A 17,604-nucleotide genomic window follows, 5' to 3' on the forward strand; every position below is an offset into this window, starting at 1 on the left:
AGCAGAGGGCGGCGCACACCGGCAGCAGTGGGCGGCGCCTACCGGCAGCAGGGAGCGGCGCCGACCATACGGGGCCAAGCGGCGCCGACCGTACGGAGCGGAGCGGCGCCCACCGCACGGATCGGCCGCCCGCCGCAGGGATACGACACCCGCCCCGCCGCTACGGCTGCGGGGCCTCGCCCGCGGGGAGCACCGCCGACACCCGGAAACCACCCGCCTCCGTCGGGCCGGAGACGAACACACCGCCCAGCCCCGTCACCCGCTCACGCATCCCCAGCAGGCCGTTCCCGCCGCTCGGCAGACCCGCGTCCGCCGCGCCACGCGCCGACGGGCCGTTCTCCACCTGCACCGCGACCTCCCCCTCGCGATGCGCCAGCCGGACCCGCACCGCCGCGCCCGGCGCATGCTTGTGCACGTTCGTCAGCGCCTCCTGCACCACGCGGAACGCCGTCTGCTCCACCCCCGGCCCGTACGCCGTCGACTCCCCGTCCACCGACAGTTCCACCGCCGTGCCCGCCGCCCGCGACTGGTCCACCAGCGCCGCGACCTCCGCCAGCGACGGCCCCTCCCCCTCGCTCTCCACCACCGCGGCGGCCCGCACCGCACCCGGCGCGAAACCGGGCACTCCCCCCTCCGCCCCGGCGCCGGCCGCCGCCACGCCGGACTCCGGCACCGCCGACACCCGCGACACCTTCGACGCCACCGCCACCAAGCGCTCCGGTTCGTCCGACACACGCGCCGACGCCGCCGCGCCCTCCCCCGTACGCAGCACCCCCAGCATCTCCCGCAGCTCCGTCAGCGCCTGCCGGCCCATGTCCCCCACCAGGCCCGCGTTCCGCGACGCCTTCTCCGGATCCTTCAGCACCACCGCCTGCAACGCCGCCGCGTGCACCACCATCAGGCTCACCCGGTGCGCCACCACGTCGTGCATCTCCCGCGCGATCCGCGTCCGCTCCTCGTTGCGCGCCCACTCCGCACGCTCCTCGGCGCGCTCCGCGAGCAGCATCAGTTCGCGCTCCAGGCCGTCCGCGCGCTCCCGCAGGCTCTCCACGAGCCGGCGCCGCGCGCCCACGTACAGGCCGAGCAGTACCGGCGGCGCCGTCAGTACCAGGCCCAGCGCCACCGACGACAGCGGCACGAACCACCACGGCGGGTTGAAGTCCTCCTGCGACGCCACGTCCTGCTGCATGTTCAGGCTCGTGATGATCAGCGTGCCGGCGACGGACATCCCCGCCAGCAGCACCGTGAACCGCCGCGGCACGTCCGACGCCGCCAGCGTGTAGAGGCCCACGACCGTCAGCAGGCCGCCCAGCTCCGCCGGGGTCACCGCGATCGAGACCAGTACGACGACAATCGGCCACTTGCGGCGCACCAGCAGTACCGGGCCGACCAGCAGGCCGAGCACGATTCCCGCCGCCATCGGCAGCCGGGACTCCTGCGCGAACTGCACCCCCTCGAAAACGCACTCCACCGTCGAGGCGACGGCCAGGAACACGTCCAGCACGGCGCCACGGCGGCGTTCCCACCACCACGGCCCGCGGCCCGGCGCACCCCTGACGCCCCCGGCGTCCCTTACCCCCGTCGCGGTCATACCGCCCACCCTACGGGCGCCCGCCACCGATTTCCGGCCACGGCCACCACCATGTAGCACGCCCGTTACGGGCCAGTACCTGCGACTTTCCCCCGAAGCGACGAATCACCCGGCATTTCCGGCGCGTCCGTCCAGCGATGCCGTGACGCTTTGCACTGTGACAAACACCCACACGGGATTCGAGCCCCTGCGCGACGAGGCCGTGGCCCTCCGCCGCGCAGGCCTCAGCCGCCGCCAGATCCGCGACCGCCTCAAGGTTGACAGCGACCACCTGCTGACCCGACTCCTCGAAGGTGAGCCACCCCCGGAGTGGACGAAGCGCCCCAACGCGAAGGACGGCCTGCGCGCCCAGGCACGCGAGCTACGACGGGCAGGTAAGACGTACGACGAGATCGTGGCCGAGTTGGGCGTCTCGAAGAGCTCGGTGTCGCTGTGGGTCCGGGATCTGCCGAAACCGTCCCCTTCACCGGAGCGGATGCACCGGATGCGGGAGGCCCGCTGGGCGCCGTACCGGGAAGCGCGTGACCGGCAGTGCGCGGAGACGAAGTCAGCAGCAGCCAAGGAGATCGGCCAACTCTCCGACCGAGAGCTGTTCCTGGTCGGGGTCGGGCTCTACTGGGCCGAAGGCGCCAAGAGCAAGTCGTACCAGCGCCGCGAGGACGTCCTCTTCGTCAACAGCGACCCCGGCATGATCAGGGTCTACCTTGCCTGGCTCACCCTGCTCGGCGTGGAGCGTGCGCGGCTGGATTTTCGCGTGATGATCCACGAGTCCGCCGATGCGCTCGAAGCGGAGCGCTTCTGGGGCGAGGTGGTCGGAGTCGACGCCGCCGCCTTCAGCAAGACGACCCTCAAGAAGCACAACCCGAAGACGGTTCGGAAGAACATCGGGGACGACTACCACGGGTGTCTCGTGGTACGGGTGAGAAAGGGTGCCGACCTATACCGTCGCATTGAAGGCTGGTGGTACGGCATAGTGTTGGGTGTCGAACGGGATCAGCCGGAGGGATGTCCGGTTTAACCCCGTTTACTATCCCCTGTGGTGTAATTGGCAGCACTGGGGCTTTTGGTGCCCTATGTCCGGGTTCGAGTCCTGGCAGGGGAGCAGAGAACACATCTGCTCAGTTCGGGTCCCGGCGGACACGTCGGGACCCGTCCGCGTTTCGGCTGCAATACGCACCGGTATCCTTCGGGTGTCCACCACCCGAAGTAGCCAAGAAGCCGAAGGGCATCCCGTGAGCGCCAACCTTCCCCACGTTCTCGGCTCCGCTCGAACAGGGGACACCCCACTGGCCGCCGTCGTCGTTCTCGCAGCGGGTGAGGGCACCCGCATGAAGTCGGCGACCCCCAAGGTCCTGCACGCGATCTGCGGCCGCTCCCTCGTCGGCCACGTCGTCACCGCCTCCCGTGAGCTGGACCCCGAGCACCTCGTCGTGGTCGTGGGGCATGCCCGTGAGCAGGTGACCGCGCACCTCGCCGAGATCGACGCGGGCGTCCGCACGGCGGTGCAGCACGAGCAGAACGGCACGGGTCACGCCGTCCGGATGGGGCTGGAGGAGCTGACCTCCGGCGGCTCCGGCGAGGCCGGTGCGCCGGGTGTGGAGCTGGACGGGACCGTGGTGGTCGTGTGCGGTGACACACCGCTGCTGACGGGCGAGACGCTCAAGGCGCTGACCGAGACGCACGCCGCCGACGGCAACGCCGTCACCGTGCTGTCCGCCGAGGTGCCGGACGCGACCGGGTACGGGCGGATCGTGCGGGACGAGGCCACCGGCGCGGTCACCGCGATCGTGGAGCACAAGGACGCGACGGACGCGCAGCGCGCGATCCGGGAGATCAACAGTGGTGTGTTCGCGTTCGACGCGCGGCTGCTGATCGATGCGCTGGGCAAGGTGCGGACGGACAACAGCCAGGGTGAGGAATACCTCACGGATGTGCTGGGGATCGTGCGGGAGGCCGGTCACCGGGTGGGTGCGGCGGTGGCGCCGGACCACCGGGAGATCCTGGGGATCAACAACCGCGTGCAGCTGGCGGAGGCCCGCCGGCTGCTGAACGAGCGGCTGTTGGAAGCCGCGATGCTGAGTGGTGTGACGGTCGTGGATCCGGCGACGACGTGGGTGGACGCGACGGTGACGTTCGCGCCGGACGCTGTCGTGCATCCCGGTACGCAGCTGCTCGGCAGCACGCATGTGGGGGCGTTCGCGGAGGTGGGCCCGCAGTCGCGGCTGACGGACACGACGGTCGACGAGGGCGCGGTCGTGTCGTTCACGGTGGCGGACGGGGCGCGGGTCGGCGCGGGGGCGAGCGTGGGCCCGTACGCGTATCTGCGGCCGGGTACGGAGCTGGGGCCGAAGGCGAAGGCCGGCACGTACGTGGAGATGAAGAACGCGAAGATCGGTGAGGGCACGAAGGTGCCGCACCTGTCGTACGTCGGGGACGCCACCATCGGTGAGTACACCAACATCGGTGCGGCGAGCGTCTTCGTGAACTACGACGGCGAGGCGAAGCACCACACGACGGTGGGTTCGCACTGCAAGACGGGGTCGGACAACATGTTTGTGGCTCCTGTCACGATCGGGGACGGCGCGTACACCGCGGCGGGCTCCGTGATCACCAAGGATGTGCCCCCGGGTTCGCTGGCTGTCGCGCGTGGACAGCAGCGGAATATCGAGGGTTGGGTCGCTCGCAAGCGACCGGGAAGCGCCGCCGCGCAGGCCGCTTCGGCTGCTCGTCAGGAGAGCAAGGACGAGCAGTGACCGGGCAACGGGTGCGCCGTGCGGGGCGTACCGTGATAAGCGCACGCAACGTGGACGGCGCACCCCCAGCGCCCTCATGTTTGACAGCTTGGCAAGGAGATTTGCTGTGACCGGGATCAAGACGACCGGCGAGAAGAAGCTGATGCTCTTCTCCGGCCGCGCCCACCCCGAGCTGGCGGAGGAGGTTGCCCACCAGCTGGGTGTCGGCCTGGTCCCGACGAAGGCCTTCGACTTCGCGAACGGTGAGATCTACATCCGTTACCAGGAGTCGGCGCGTGGTGCGGACTGCTTCCTGATTCAGAGCCACACGGCTCCGATCAACAAGTGGATCATGGAGCAGCTCATCATGATCGATGCTCTGAAGCGGGCTTCCGCGCGGAGCATCACGGTGGTCATTCCGTCGTACGGCTACGCCCGTCAGGACAAGAAGCACCGCGGCCGCGAGCCCATCTCGGCGCGTCTGGTGGCGGACCTGCTGAAGACCGCGGGTGCGGACCGCATCGTCACGGTGGACCTGCACACGGACCAGATCCAGGGCTTCTTCGACGGCCCCGTGGACCACCTGTTCGCGCTGCCGGTGCTGGCGGACTACGTGGGCGCGAAGGTGGACCGCAGCAAGCTGACGGTCGTCTCCCCGGACGCCGGCCGCGTGCGGGTGGCCGACCGCTGGTGCGACCGGCTGGACGCCCCGCTGGCGATCGTGCACAAGCGGCGCGACAAGGACGTGGCGAACCAGGTCACCGTCCACGAGGTCGTGGGCGATGTGAAGGACCGCGTCTGCGTCCTGGTCGACGACATGGTGGACACCGGCGGCACGATCTGCGCGGCCGCCGACGCGCTGTTCGCGAACGGTGCGGCCGACGTCATCGTGACCGCCACGCACGGCATCCTGTCCGGCCCGGCCGCCGACCGCCTGAAGAACTCCAAGGTGAGCGAGTTCGTGTTCACCAACACGCTGCCGACGCCGGGTGAGCTGGAGCTCGACAAGATCACGGTGCTGTCGATGGCGCCGACGATCGCGCGGGCGATCCAGGAGGTCTTCGAGGACGGCTCGGTGACCAGCCTCTTCGAGGAGCAGTGAGCTGATTTCCGGTTTAACCGGGGCTTCCGGCGGAAGCTTCCGTAGCACGCCAGAGATCAATTTTCGGGACGGCCTCCCCGCCGGGTAGACTCATCGAGTTGCTCGGCGAGGGAGGCCGTACTCATACGTACGGAGCTCCGTTATCGACGCGCTCTTCGTAGCAGGTCTGTCGTGGGCCGGGTGACGGTCGTCAGATCCGAGAGATACGAGGAGTGCACCATGGCCGAGGTGAAGATTTCCGCCGAGCTGCGTACGGAGTTCGGTAAGGGCAGCGCCCGTCGTCTGCGTCGCGAGGACAAGGTTCCCGGCGTTGTGTACGGTCACGGCTCCGAGCCGCGTCACGTGGCCCTGCCGCACCACGACACCCTGATGGCGCTGAAGAACTCGAACGTTCTGATCAGCCTGGACATCGAGGGCAAGCAGGAGCTGGTGATCCCCAAGGACGTGCAGCGCGCCACGCTCCGCATGGGCATCATCAACCACGTCGACCTGCTGCTGGTCCGCCGTGGCGAGAAGGTCAACGTCGAGCTGCCGATCCACACCGAGGGCGAGCTGGCCCCGGGTGGCAACCTGCTCGAGCACGTCCTGAACACCCTGCCGGTCGAGGCCGAGGCCACCCACATCCCCGAGTCGGTCACCGCCGACATCTCGGGTCTGGACGCCGGCCAGTCGGTCCTGGCGAAGGACATCAAGCTGCCCCAGGGTGTCTCCCTGGACGTCGAGGACGACGCCATCGTGCTGCAGGTCGTGGCCGCGCAGGCCGAGGCCGCCGCCGAGGGCGAGGGCGAGGCCGAGGAGGGCGCCGAGGCCTGAGCCTCGGACCGCCTCTGACGGCCGTCCGTTCCGACGGTCGCCGTCACCGGTTCTTCCGCCGCCGTCCCGTTCGTTGCGAGCGGGGCGGCGGTTTTTTTCTTACGTACAGGAGTGCAGCTGTGAGTGAGGGCGCGGCGGGTCCGTGGCTGGTGGTGGGTCTGGGGAATCCGGGTCCCGAGTACGCCGGCAACCGGCACAACGTGGGGTTCATGGTGGCCGATCTGCTGGCGGAGCGGATGGGCGGCCGGTTCAAGACGCACAAGGCGCGGGCGCAGGTGGTGGAGGGGCGGATCGGCCCGCCGGGGCCGGGGAGCCGCCGGGTGGTGGTGGCGAAGCCGTCGTCGTACATGAACCTGTCGGGTGGTCCGGTGACGGCCCTGCGGGACTTCTACAAGGTGCCGGTGGAGCGGATCGTCGCGATCCATGACGAGCTGGACATCGACTACGGGGCGCTGCGGCTGAAGCTGGGCGGCGGGGACAACGGGCACAACGGCCTGAAGTCGATGACGAAGTCGATGGGCGCCGAGTACCACCGCGTGCGGTTCGGCATCGGGCGCCCGCCGGGGCGGATGCAGGTGGCGGACTTCGTCCTGAAGGATTTCTCCGCGGCGGAGCGCAAGGAGCTGGACTACTTCGTGGACCGCGCGGCGGACGCGGTGGAAGCGCTGGTCACAGAGGGGTTGGAACGGGCGCAATCCGCCTACAACTCCTGACCGGGACAGCGCGGGACGTCGGCTGACGAACCGTTCTGATCGAGTTGACCGGGCGTACTCGCATGGCCAAGGATCACCGCCATGTCCAGGACAGGTACGACGGGGACCAAGAAGCGCAGCCGTACGCGGCGGGCCGGCGAGAGCGCCTTCGGGATGCTGCTCGTGCTGAAGAACGCGCTGATGGCGCTGCTGGCGCTGCTGCTCGTGGTGGCCGGGGCATGGACGTCGTGGAGCACGGCCCAGTACGCGATGCTCGTGCAGGCGAAGGAGCGCGGCACGATGACGGTCGCGGCGTGCGACGACGACCGCTGCTGGGGTCCCTACGTGCCGACGGGCGGGGACGGGCAGCGGCGGGCGAAGGTGGTGCTCGCGGAGACGGCGGCACCGGAGAAGGGCCGGCGGGTCGAGGTCACGGTGGAGCCGGACTCGGACCGTGCGGTGCGGACGGGCCCGGGCGGCATCCTGTACGCGTGGGTCCCGCTGGGCGGTGCGCTGCTGCTGGCCTCGCTGGTGGTGGCGGGGGGCCTGCGCATGCGGAGGACGGCGTGGGCCGTCGGTCTTTCCGGTGTTGCGCTGCTGGTGGCGGCGTTCTTCACGCTCTGACGTCACTGTCTCTTATACACATCTGACGCTGCCGACGAAGGCTTAGGGGGTTGGACTCCAGCAGCTCGTCCTCCTTGGTGACCCGGAGGACTTCCTGGACCGTCAGCTCGTGCTCGGCCTTGATCACGTCGAAGACGTGCTTGAGCTCGTCGGGCACGAGGGTGTCGACGTAGTGCTGAGCGATCCGCAGGTCGGTCTTGGCCAGCGTCATCTCGACGTTGGACAGGAAGTTGCGGAAGAAGTGCCAGTGCTCGTGCATCTCGTCGAGCACGGAGTCCAGGCCGGCTTCGCGCGCCGCCTTCAGGCCGGTACCGACGCCGAACCAGCCGGGGACGATCTGGCGGGACTGGGTCCAGCCGAAGACCCACGGGATGGCGCGGAGGCCGTCGAGGGAGACGCCCGAGCCGGGGCGGCGGGAGGGCCGCGAGCCCAGGTGCAGGTCGGCGAGCTGGTCGACGGGGGTCGAGGCGAGGAAGTACGTCGGCAGGTCCGGGTCCTCGACGAGCTTGCGGTACGCGGCGTGCGCGGCGTCGGAGACGGTCTCCATCGTGGCGTCCCAGCGGGCCAGCGCCTCGTCGGACTGGCGCGGCGCGGTGTGCAGCGCCGATGCCTGCAGGGTGGCCGCGACGGTCAGTTCCAGGTTTTCGCGGGCCAGGGACGGCACGAGGTACTTGTCGGAGATGACCTCGCCCTGCTCGGTGACCTTGATCTCGCCTTCGAGGGTGCCGTAGGGCTGGGCGAGGATCGCGTCGTGGGAGGGGCCGCCGCCGCGGCCGACGGTGCCACCGCGGCCGTGGAAGAGGCGCAGCCGTACGCCGTGCCGGTGGGCGACGTCGCGGAGCAGTCGCTGGGCGCGGTGGATCTCCCACTGGGAGGTGGTGATGCCGCCGAACTTGGAGGAGTCGGAGTAGCCGAGCATGACCTCCTGGACGTCGTCGCGGAGGGCGACGAGGCGGCGGTAGGAGGGGTCGGACAGCATCTCGTCGAGAAGCTTGTCGGCGATCTTCAGCTCGTCGGTGGTCTCCAGGAGCGGCACGATGCCGACCTTGGCCCAGCCGGCGTGCAGGTCGATGAGGCCGGCCTCGCGGGCGAGGACGGCGGCCGCGAAGACGTCGTCGGAGCCGGCGCACATGGAGATGATGTAGGACTCGATGACCTCGGGGCCGAAGGTGTCCTTGGCCTTGCGGATCGTCTCGAAGACGCCGAGGGTCTTGGCGCCGGCCTCGTCCAGCGGGGCGGGGCTGGGGGCGAGCGGGCGGCGCGAGCGCAGTTCCTTGGCCAGGAGCTTGCGGCGGTAGTCGCGCGGCATGTCCACGTACCGCCAGGACTCCTCGCCGAGCCGGTCGAAGAGCTGGCCGAGGGCGTGGTGGTGGGCGTCGGCGTGCTCGCGGACGTCCATGGTGGCGAGCTGGAGGCCGAACGCGGCGATGGTGCGGATCGTGCGCTCCAGGCGGCCGTCGGCGACGAGGCCGCCGCGGTGCTCGCGCAGCGAGGTCTGCAGCAGGGTGAGGTCGTCGATCAGCTCGCGGGTGCCGAGGTAGTCGCGGCCGGTGACGTGCGGGGTGTCGTTGGCCAGCCGCTCGCGGGTGTTGACGAGCTTCTGCCGGATGCAGGTGGCCTTGAGGCGGTAGGGCTCCTCGCTGTTCAGCCGCTTGTAGCGCGGGCTGATCTCGGGGAGGAGCTCCAGGTCCTGCTGGAGGGAGGCGAGCAGCTCGTCGGTGGCGCCGCAGTTGCGGATGGAGTTCGACAGGGCGCCGCGCAGCTCGTCGATGTGCTCCAGCGCGTCGGTGATGCCGTGCTCGTGCTGGAGGATCAGGACGTCCCAGGTCACCTGCGGGGTGACGTTGGGGTTGCCGTCGCGGTCGCCGCCGATCCAGGTGCCGAAGGTGAGCGGGCGGGTGCCGGCGGGGAGCTGGACGCCGGCCCGCTCCAGCTCGGCGGCGAGGTCTTCGAGGACGTCGCCGACGGCGCCGCGGCCGAGCTCGTCGAGGTAGTAGATGGCGTTGCGGGCCTCGTCGGTGGGCTCCGGGCGCGCCACGCGCAGCTCGTCGGTCTGCCAGATCAGGTCGATGTTCTCGGCGAGGCGGAGGTCGGCGCGGCGGCGGTCGCCGGCGTCGGTGGTCTCCAGCAGCTCGGCGACCTTGCGGAGCTTGGTGAGGACGGAGCGCCGGGCGGCCTCGGTGGGGTGCGCGGTGAAGACGGGCCGCACGGCGAGGTGGGCCGCGGTCTCGCGGAGGTGCTCGGGGTCGGCGTCCTTGAGCATGTCGGCGGTGCGGGCGAGGATGCCGCCCTCGGCGGCGCGCTTGGCGCGCAGCTCGCGGCCGCGGTGCACCTGCTCGGTGACGTTCGCGAGGTGGAAATACGTGGAGAAGGCCCGTACGAGCTTGGTGGCGGTGATCAGGTCGGTGTCGCCGAGGAGCTCGGCGGCGGCCTCGCCGTCGGTCCGCGTCAACGCGCGTACGCGCTCGACCAGGTCGAGAAGCTCGGGGCCCTCCTGGCGTACGAGGGTCTCGCCGAGCAGATCGCCGAGTCGGCGGATGTCGGCACGCAGGGCACCGTTGCCGGCTTCCGCCGTGTCGGGGGCCCCGGAGTGGAGGGTCCGCTGGGCGGCGTCGGAAGAGATGTCGGCACTGCTCACAGGTGCGGCTCCTTGCAGTGTTGAGCACGTCTGGGCTGGTGAGTGTCTTCTCGGACACTCCCTGGTGGCGGGTTGCGGACCGCGCTGTCCGACGCCTCAAGGATAGATCTCCGCTTTTCCGGCGGTCACACCGTCCGCTCTGTGAGAGGGGCTGTCGGGCCGGTCACACCCTTGTACGGTGTGGCGGCACTGCCATACTTACGAGACCGTAGGTTACGGAACCGTAGCCCTGCCCCCGACCCCAGCGAGGGACACACATGACCGCTGGCCCCGAAGTCATCGAGAAAACCGTCAAGTCCGCCGATATCCCACTGCCCTCCGCGACGCTGGGTGGCGACAGCAAACGCTCCGTCGAACAGATCACGCTGCTGCTGTTCATCACCGTGCCGTTCCTGGCCCTGGTGGCCGCGGTGCCGCTGGCCTGGGGCTGGGGTGTGAGCTGGCTCGATCTGGGGCTGCTGGTGGCGATGTACTTCATCGGCTGCCACGGCATCACGATCGGTTTCCACCGCTACTTCACGCACGGGTCGTTCAAGGCGAAGCGGCCGCTGCGCATCGCGCTGGCGATCATGGGGTCGCTGGCGGTGGAGGGACCGCTGGTGCGGTGGGTGGCGGACCACCGCAGGCACCACAAGTTCTCCGACGCGGAGGGCGACCCGCACTCCCCGTGGCGCTACGGCGAGACCGTGCCGGCCCTGCTGAAGGGCCTGTGGTGGGCGCACATGGCGTGGATGTTCGACGAGGAGCAGACGCCGCAGCACAAGTACGCGCCCGACCTGATCAAGGACTCGGCGATCCGCACGATCTCCCGCCAGTTCGTCCTGTGGACGACCGTCTCGCTGCTGATCCCGCCGCTGGTCGGCGGGCTGGTGACGATGTCGTGGTGGGGCGCGTTCACCGCGTTCTTCTGGGGCTCCCTGGTGCGCGTCGCCCTGCTCCATCACGTCACGTGGTCGATCAACTCCATCTGCCACGCGGTGGGCAAGCGCCCCTTCAAGTCGCGGGACCGCTCGGGCAACGTCTGGTGGCTGGCGATCCTGTCCTGCGGTGAGTCCTGGCACAACCTGCACCACGCGGACCCGACCTGCGCGCGGCACGGCGTGTTGAAGGGGCAGCTGGACTCCAGCGCCCGGCTGATCAGCTGGTTCGAGAAGCTGGGCTGGGCGTACGACGTGCGCTGGCCGAACGCTTCGCGGCTCGACTCCCGCCGCCAGGACAAGGCCGTGCCGGGGGGCGCCGCCCAGCCGTAGCCGGGGGAGGCATGATTGACGGGTGGCGATCGATGGCAGCAGCGTGAGTGGCAGCAAGGACAAGGCTTCTTCCGGCGCGGGCGCGCGGCGCGTGCGCCGGGTCCGCATGACGGGCAAGGAGCGCCGGGAGCAGCTGCTGGACATCGGGCGCACGGTGTTCGCCGAGCGGGGCTTCGAGGGCACGTCGGTGGAGGAGATCGCGGCGAAGGCCGGGGTCTCCAAGCCGGTGGTCTACGAGCACTTCGGCGGCAAGGAAGGGCTGTACGCGGTCGTCGTGGACCGGGAGATGCGGCAGCTGCTGGACATGGTGACGGGCGCCCTGACCGCGGGGCACCCGCGCGAGCTCCTGGAGCAGGCGGCGTTCGCGCTGCTGGACTACATCGAGTCCTACACCGACGGGTTCCGCATCCTGGTGCGGGATTCCCCCGTGGCCCAGTCGACGGGTACGTTCGCGTCGCTGATCAGCGACATCGCGACGCAGGTCGAGGACATCCTGGGCCTGGAGTTCAAGGCCCGCGGGTTCGACCCGAAGCTGGCGCCGCTGTACGCGCAGGCGCTGGTCGGGATGGTCGCGCTGACCGGCCAGTGGTGGCTGGACGTCCGCAAGCCGAAGAAAGCGGAAGTCGCGGCGCATCTGGTGAACCTGGCCTGGCACGGCCTGGACGGCCTGGAGCCGAAGCCCCGCCTGATAGGCCATCGCAAGGCGTGACCGCTGGGGCGGGGGCCTTCAGATTTCACCCGTTCGAGTGACAGCTCGAACGGGTCCTGGAGGACGATTCTGAGCCGCACACCGCTCATTTCCCGTCAGCGGCAGAGCCCTCCGCAGGCTGCCGGGTGATCTCCTCACCGATGATGAAGCCCTTGGCCGGCCCGGCGGGGATCACGACCTCGGTGCCGTAGGGCACCCGGTGCTCGTCCCTGTACCGGGCCTTGTCCGGGTCCGGTGCGGTCAGCACGGTCACGGTGCCGTCCTCGTCGAAATCGTCGATCAGGACGTACACCGGGACGCCGGCGCGCGCGTACTCGCGGCGCTTGCGGACGCGGTCACGCTCGATGTTCTTCCGGCCGGGCGAGACGACCTCGAAGACCATCGACACCCCTGCCACATCGACCCCGAGCCCCTCGTCATCCGGGATTTCGTCGAGGTCTTCGGGAGCCACGAACACATCGGGGATCCAGGATCTGTGGCGATGGATGACGTTGCTGTCGTTATGCGCCGCATCCTCGGAATCCGCCAGGTGGACGTTCAATCGGCGCAGAAGACGACCGACGACGATGCCGTGGCGACGGCGACCCGTAGGTGACACCTCGATGGACCCCTCGATGATCTCGGCCCGGTATCCCTCGGGGAGTTCCATGGCCTTCCACGCCTGCCACAGAACCTCGTCCAGCTCGGAGACCGGGCTGTCGCCACCGTCGTTCATCCTGGGGGACACCTCGCAGGCAAGAGCGGTCATCGTGAAGTACCTCCTCCGTCAGTGTGGGCGCGGGCAGCGCAGTGGCACAAGCGACACTCGGAGGCTAGAGCCACCGCACTACCGGCCGTACAAAATCACTGTCCGTTCACCCGAAAGTGCAGCTCAGGCCAGTGATTCAACCTCGGCTCAGATCTCCTTGCGGGCCACGGCGAAGATGCGGCGGAAGGGGAAGACGGTCCCGTGCGGCCCCGGCGGGTAGGCCTTGCGCAGCAGGTCGCGGTACTGGTCGAGGAACTCCTCGCGGGCCTCGGGATCGTCCTCCAGCGCCGTGAGGACGGGGCGCAGGGCGGTCCCCTTCACCCAGTCCAGCACCGGGTCCTCGCCGCGCAGGACCTGGACGTACGTGGTCTCCCAGGCGTCCGCCGCGCAGCCCAGGTCGATCAGCCGCTTCAGGTACTCCTCCGGCTCCAGGATGTGTACGAAGCGCCGTCCCTGGTCACCGAGGCGGGCCCGCCAGCGAGGGGTGTCGCACAGGTCCCCCAGCAGGGCGTGGCTGGGGGAGGTGAAGTTGCCCGGGACCTGGAAGGCGAGGGTGCCACCGGGGGTGAGGGAGTCGATCCAGGGGCCGAAGGAGTCGGCGTGGCCGGGGACCCACTGCAGTGCCGCGTTGGAGACGATGAGGTCGAAGGGTTCGTCGGGGGTCCAGGTCGTGGCGTCGGCGGGGGCGAAGTCCAGCAGGCCGCCGCCCGGCGTGGGGCCCTCGTAGGACCGGGCCCTGGCCAGCATGTCGGCGGAGCTGTCGAAGCCGGTGATGTGCGCGTCGGGCCAGCGGTCGGCTATCAGGGCCGTGACGTTGCCGGGGCCGCAGCCCAGGTCGGCGATGCGCGGGCGGCGCAGGGCGGGCAGCTCGGGGATGCGGGCGAGCAGGTCCAGGAACGGGCGGGTGCGGTGGGTCGCGTGGCGGAGATACTGCTGTGGGTCCCAGGTCGGCGCAACGTGCGTGTCGTGCATGGTCGAACCCCTCTGCTGATCGGGCCAGTGCCGGTGGAGCAGGAACTGCTGCCGACGCTGCCCAATCGTCCAGGAAAATATATCTTGACGTCAAGAGACTTCACATCGACACAACCACTACACTGATCGTCATGGAGGACGAGGTCGACCGACTGGTCGCTGCATGGCGCCGCGAGCGCCCCGACCTCGATGTGGAACCACTCGAGGTGCTCAGCCGCGTCAGCCGACTCGCCCGGCATCTGGACCGCGCGCGGCGGCTGGCCTTCTCCGAGGTGGGCCTCGAACCGTGGGAGTTCGACGTCCTCACCGCGCTGCGCCGGGCCGGCTCGCCGTACCAGCTCTCCCCCGGCCAACTCCTCACGCAGACCCTGGTCACCTCCGGCACCATGACCAATCGTATCGACCGGCTCGCCAAGAAGGGCCTCGTCGAACGACTGCCGGACCCCAGCGACCGGCGCGGCGTCCTCGTCCGGCTCACCACGGAAGGGCGCGACCGCGCCGACCAGTCGCTCGCCGGGCTGCTCACCCAGGAGCGGGCGATCCTGGCGGAACTGTCCCGCGCAGAGCGCGGCGAACTGGCTGGCCTGCTACGGCAGTTGACGGCCCCGTTCGACAACATTCCGGGCTGAGCGCCCCGTAAGGGGCGCGGGACGTGCCGATGTGCGGCTCCGCCGCGTGGGCGCGACCAGCCACAACGGCGCCGCGTCCGGCGGGCGGACCGCATCCGCACGGCGGCGCCCCGCAGGTCGCGCCCTCTTGCCCACGAGGGCCCGGTGGACTTGGATCGCGGCCATGAGCCACCAGCGTGACGCGCCGACCGCGCCGCAGTCGGCGCCACGGTTCCACGGCCGTACCCACCTCGTCACCGGCGCCGCCTCCGGGATCGGCGCCGCCACCGCCGACCGGCTGGCCGCCGAGGGCGCCCGCGTCCTCCTCCTCGACATCGACGACGAGCGCGGCGAGCACACCGCGCGCCGCATCCGCGCCGCCGGCGGCACCGCCTCCTACGAGCACTGCGACGTCACCGACGAGGCCGCCTGGCAGCGCGCCGTGGCCGCGGCCCGGGGCCGCTACGGGCCCGTCGACGGCCTGGTCTCCAACGCCTTCACCCACTACGCGGCGCCCGCCGACCGCACCCCGCGCGCCGACTGGGACCACCAGCTCGCGGTCAACCTCACCGGCGCGTTCCTCGGCGTACGAGCGGCCCTGGACGACCTGCGCGCACAGCAGGGCGCCGTCGTGCTGACCTCCTCCGTGCACGCCCTCTTCGGGCTGCCGGGGCGGCCCGCGTACGCCGCGTCCAAGGCGGGCCTGACCGGCCTCGCCCGCCAGCTGGCCGTCGAGTACGGCCCCGCCGTACGGGTGAACACCGTCCTGCCCGGCCCCGTCCTCACCCCGGCCTGGGACGGCATCGCCGAGGAGGACCGCCGGGCCACCGCCGCCGAGACCGCGGCGGCCCGGCTCGGCCGGCCCGAGGAGATCGCCGCCACGATCGCCTTCCTGCTCTCCCCCGACGCCTCCTTCGTCACCGGCGCGAGCCTCGTCGTCGACGGCGGCTGGAGCGTCCTGAAGAACTCCTCCTGACCAGCCACGGCCGGCCACGGCGAGCACGCGGCCGGCAGCACCGCAGCGACCACGCGACCCGACAAGCCCCCAGGGGGGACCGCGCGATGGCAATCCGGTACGGCGGGGACTACAACCCCGAGCAGTGGCCCGAGGACGTACGGGCCGAGGACCTCGTCCTCATGAAACAGGCACACGTCACGATGGTGACCGCCGGCATCTTCTCCTGGGCCCGGGTCGAACCCCGCCCCGGTGCTTACGAGTTCGGCTGGTTCGACCGCGTCATGGACGGCCTGGACCAGGCCGGCATCGCGGTCTGTCTGGCCACCATGACCGCCTCCCCACCGCCCTGGCTCGCCCACCACCACCCCGAGACGCTCCCCGAGGACGCCGACGGCACCCGGCGCTGGCCGGGCGCCCGCCAGCACTACTGCCCCTCCAGTCCGGTCTACCGCGAGCACGCCGTCCGCCTCGTCGAACGCCTCGCCCAGCGCTACGCCGGCCACCCCGCGCTCGCCCTGTGGCACATCGGCAACGAGTACGGCTGCCACACCCGGCAGTGCTACTGCGACGTCTCGGCCCAGGACTTCCGCCGCTGGCTGCGCGAGCGCTACGGCACCGTCGACGCGCTCAACGACGCCTGGTCCACCGCCTTCTGGTCGCAGGCCTACGGCGACTTCGAGGAGGTGCTGCCGCCGCGCGCCGCGCCCACCTCCGCCAATCCGGCGCAGCAGCTGGACTACCTCCGCTTCAGCGACGACGCGCTGCGCGCCTGCTACCTCGCCGAGAAGGAGGTACTGCGCAGGATCACCCCGGGCGTGCCGGTCACCACCAACCTCATGCCGGACCACAAGCCGGTCGACGCCTTCGCCTGGGCCCGCGACATGGACGTCATGGCGCTGGACTTCTACCAGGACCCCTACGTCGCCGACGATCACATCCGCGCCGGCTACCACTTCGACCTCATGCGCTCCGCCCGTGAAGGCCAGCCCTGGCTGCTCCTCGAACAGGCCCCCAGCGCCGTCAACTGGCGCCCCCGCAACAGCCCCAAGCCGCCCGGCGCGATGCGGCTGTGGAGCTGGCAGGCCGTCGCGCAAGGCGCCGACGCGGTGCTGTTCTTCCAGTGGCGGCAGTCGCTCGGCGGCGCCGAGAAGTACCACTCCGCGATGGTCCCGCACGGCGGCACCGACACCCGGATCTTCCGCGAGGTCACCGAGCTGGGGCGGGAGCTGGCCGCCGTACCCGGCATCGAGGGCACCCGCTCCGAGGCACAGGTGGCGCTGCTCGCCGACTGGGACAGCCGGCGCGCGCTGGAGCTGGACTCCCGCCCCTCCACCGCGCTGCAGGCCCCGGAGCGGGCGCTGGCCCACTACCGCCCGCTGTTCGAGGCGGGCGTCGCCTGCGACATCGTCCCGCCCGATCGCGACCTGTCCGGCTACCGCCTGGTCGTCGTCCCCAACCTGTACCTGCTGCGCACCGAGGACGCCGAGCGGCTGGCCGCGTACGTACGCGACGGCGGGCACCTGCTGGTGTCGTTCTTCTCCGGCATCGTCGACGCGCACGACCGGGTGCACCCCGGCGGCTACCCGGCGCCGCTGCGCGAGCTGCTGGGCCTGTGGGTGGAGGAGTTCCGGCCGCTGGACGAGGGCGCCCGGCTGCTGCTGCGCGGGCGGTACTCGGGCCGCGCCGACCTCTGGGCCGAGGACATCGTCCTGGAGGGCGCCGGGTCCGTCGTGGACTTCGTCGGCGAGGGCCCGGCCCTGCGGCCCGCGATCACCCGCCACTCCTACGGCCGGGGCACCGCCTGGTACGTCGGGACCCGCCCCGACCCGGGGCTGATGCGCGCGCTGATGGACGACGTACGGGAGGCGGCGGGCGTCACGCCCGTCCTGCCGGGGCTGCCGCCCGGGGTGCAGGCGACCGTGCGCTCCGGGGCCCGCGAGCGGTACCTCTTCCTGCTCAACCACGGGCAGGAGCCGGCCGACGTGGCGCTGCCGGAGCCGATGGCCGACGCGCTGGCACAGGCCGCGCCGCGGGCGGCAACCGTGCATCACCTCACCCTGCCGGCCCGCGGCGTGGCCGTCCTGACGGAGCCCGGCGCGCAGGCCGGCTCCTGAGCGGGCCCCGCGCCCGGGCCACGGTCCCGGGCGGCGGGGCGGTCAGGGTCTGC

14 protein-coding genes, 1 tRNA gene and 1 pseudogene are annotated in these 17,604 nt (G+C 70.8%); 12 read left to right on the forward strand and 4 right to left on the reverse strand.

Features of this window, described 5'->3' with window-relative positions:
- Positions 1 to 160: 160 nt before the first annotated feature.
- Positions 161 to 1,591, reverse strand: coding sequence for a sensor histidine kinase (locus tag IF20_RS09100; RefSeq protein WP_110944010.1), 1,431 nt, complete (start codon positions 1,589 to 1,591; stop codon positions 161 to 163).
- 157 nt (positions 1,592 to 1,748) lie between these two features.
- Here IF20_RS09100 and IF20_RS09105 point away from each other — a divergent pair, with 157 nt between their 5' ends.
- From IF20_RS09105 to IF20_RS09135, 7 genes are all read left to right on the forward strand, one after another.
- Entirely contained in the window at positions 1,749 to 2,609 is an 861-nt protein-coding gene (locus tag IF20_RS09105) for a hypothetical protein (RefSeq protein ID WP_052864882.1), read from the forward strand.
- 12 nt (positions 2,610 to 2,621) lie between these two features.
- Positions 2,622 to 2,693 (forward strand) — tRNA-Gln (locus tag IF20_RS09110).
- A gap of 130 nt (positions 2,694 to 2,823) precedes the next feature.
- Positions 2,824 to 4,344, forward strand: a complete 1,521-nt coding sequence (glmU, locus tag IF20_RS09115; RefSeq protein ID WP_110944011.1) for a bifunctional UDP-N-acetylglucosamine diphosphorylase/glucosamine-1-phosphate N-acetyltransferase GlmU — start codon at positions 2,824 to 2,826, stop codon at positions 4,342 to 4,344.
- A gap of 106 nt (positions 4,345 to 4,450) precedes the next feature.
- The gene (locus tag IF20_RS09120; protein ID WP_052864592.1) at positions 4,451 to 5,425 is read left to right on the forward strand and encodes a ribose-phosphate diphosphokinase; all 975 of its coding nucleotides are present in this window, start codon (positions 4,451 to 4,453) and stop codon (positions 5,423 to 5,425) included.
- A 219-nt stretch (positions 5,426 to 5,644) separates the two neighbouring features.
- Entirely contained in the window at positions 5,645 to 6,238 is a 594-nt protein-coding gene (locus IF20_RS09125; RefSeq protein ID WP_052864593.1) for a 50S ribosomal protein L25/general stress protein Ctc, read from the forward strand.
- A 119-nt stretch (positions 6,239 to 6,357) separates the two neighbouring features.
- Complete coding sequence (gene pth / locus IF20_RS09130; protein WP_052864594.1) at positions 6,358 to 6,951, forward strand: aminoacyl-tRNA hydrolase; 594 nt, start codon at positions 6,358 to 6,360, stop codon at positions 6,949 to 6,951.
- Between the two features lie 81 nt (positions 6,952 to 7,032).
- Positions 7,033 to 7,554: a hypothetical protein gene (locus tag IF20_RS09135; protein ID WP_052864595.1), complete on the forward strand. Its 522-nt coding sequence runs from the start codon at positions 7,033 to 7,035 to the stop codon at positions 7,552 to 7,554.
- Positions 7,555 to 7,558: 4 nt separating this feature from the next.
- Here IF20_RS09135 and ppc read toward each other — a convergent pair.
- Positions 7,559 to 10,105, reverse strand: a pseudogene (ppc, locus tag IF20_RS09140) (phosphoenolpyruvate carboxylase); the annotation flags it as partial.
- 344 nt (positions 10,106 to 10,449) lie between these two features.
- Between ppc and IF20_RS09145 the strand changes: the two are divergent.
- A complete protein-coding gene (locus IF20_RS09145) occupies positions 10,450 to 11,442 on the forward strand; it encodes an acyl-CoA desaturase (protein WP_052864596.1) in 993 nt (330 codons plus the stop codon).
- 22 nt (positions 11,443 to 11,464) lie between these two features.
- Positions 11,465 to 12,151 carry a TetR/AcrR family transcriptional regulator gene (locus IF20_RS09150; RefSeq protein ID WP_052864597.1) on the forward strand — a complete coding sequence of 229 codons (687 nt, stop codon included), beginning with the start codon at positions 11,465 to 11,467 and terminating at the stop codon, positions 12,149 to 12,151.
- Between the two features lie 85 nt (positions 12,152 to 12,236).
- Here the strand turns inward: IF20_RS09150 and IF20_RS09155 are convergent, their stop codons facing one another.
- A complete protein-coding gene (locus IF20_RS09155; protein WP_052864598.1) occupies positions 12,237 to 12,899 on the reverse strand; it encodes a Uma2 family endonuclease in 663 nt (220 codons plus the stop codon).
- A gap of 147 nt (positions 12,900 to 13,046) precedes the next feature.
- Entirely contained in the window at positions 13,047 to 13,871 is an 825-nt protein-coding gene (locus tag IF20_RS09160) for a trans-aconitate 2-methyltransferase (RefSeq protein ID WP_052864599.1), read from the reverse strand.
- 131 nt (positions 13,872 to 14,002) lie between these two features.
- On the opposite strand from IF20_RS09160, the gene tamR reads away from it, so the two are divergent.
- The 3 genes from tamR (at position 14,003) to IF20_RS09175 (ending at position 17,551) form a co-directional block, all read left to right on the forward strand.
- On the forward strand, positions 14,003 to 14,500 hold the full coding sequence (gene tamR, locus IF20_RS09165; protein WP_052864600.1) for a MarR family transcriptional regulator TamR: 498 nt from the start codon (positions 14,003 to 14,005) through the stop codon (positions 14,498 to 14,500).
- Positions 14,501 to 14,663: 163 nt separating this feature from the next.
- Positions 14,664 to 15,455, forward strand: a complete 792-nt coding sequence (locus IF20_RS09170; RefSeq protein WP_052864601.1) for an SDR family NAD(P)-dependent oxidoreductase — start codon at positions 14,664 to 14,666, stop codon at positions 15,453 to 15,455.
- Positions 15,456 to 15,541: 86 nt separating this feature from the next.
- Positions 15,542 to 17,551, forward strand: a complete 2,010-nt coding sequence (locus tag IF20_RS09175) for a beta-galactosidase (protein WP_052864602.1) — start codon at positions 15,542 to 15,544, stop codon at positions 17,549 to 17,551.
- Positions 17,552 to 17,604: the final 53 nt, after the last annotated feature.

The sequence above is a fragment of the Streptomyces niger genome, assembly GCF_000718305.1.
Lineage (GTDB): Bacteria > Actinomycetota > Actinomycetes > Streptomycetales > Streptomycetaceae > Streptomyces > Streptomyces niger.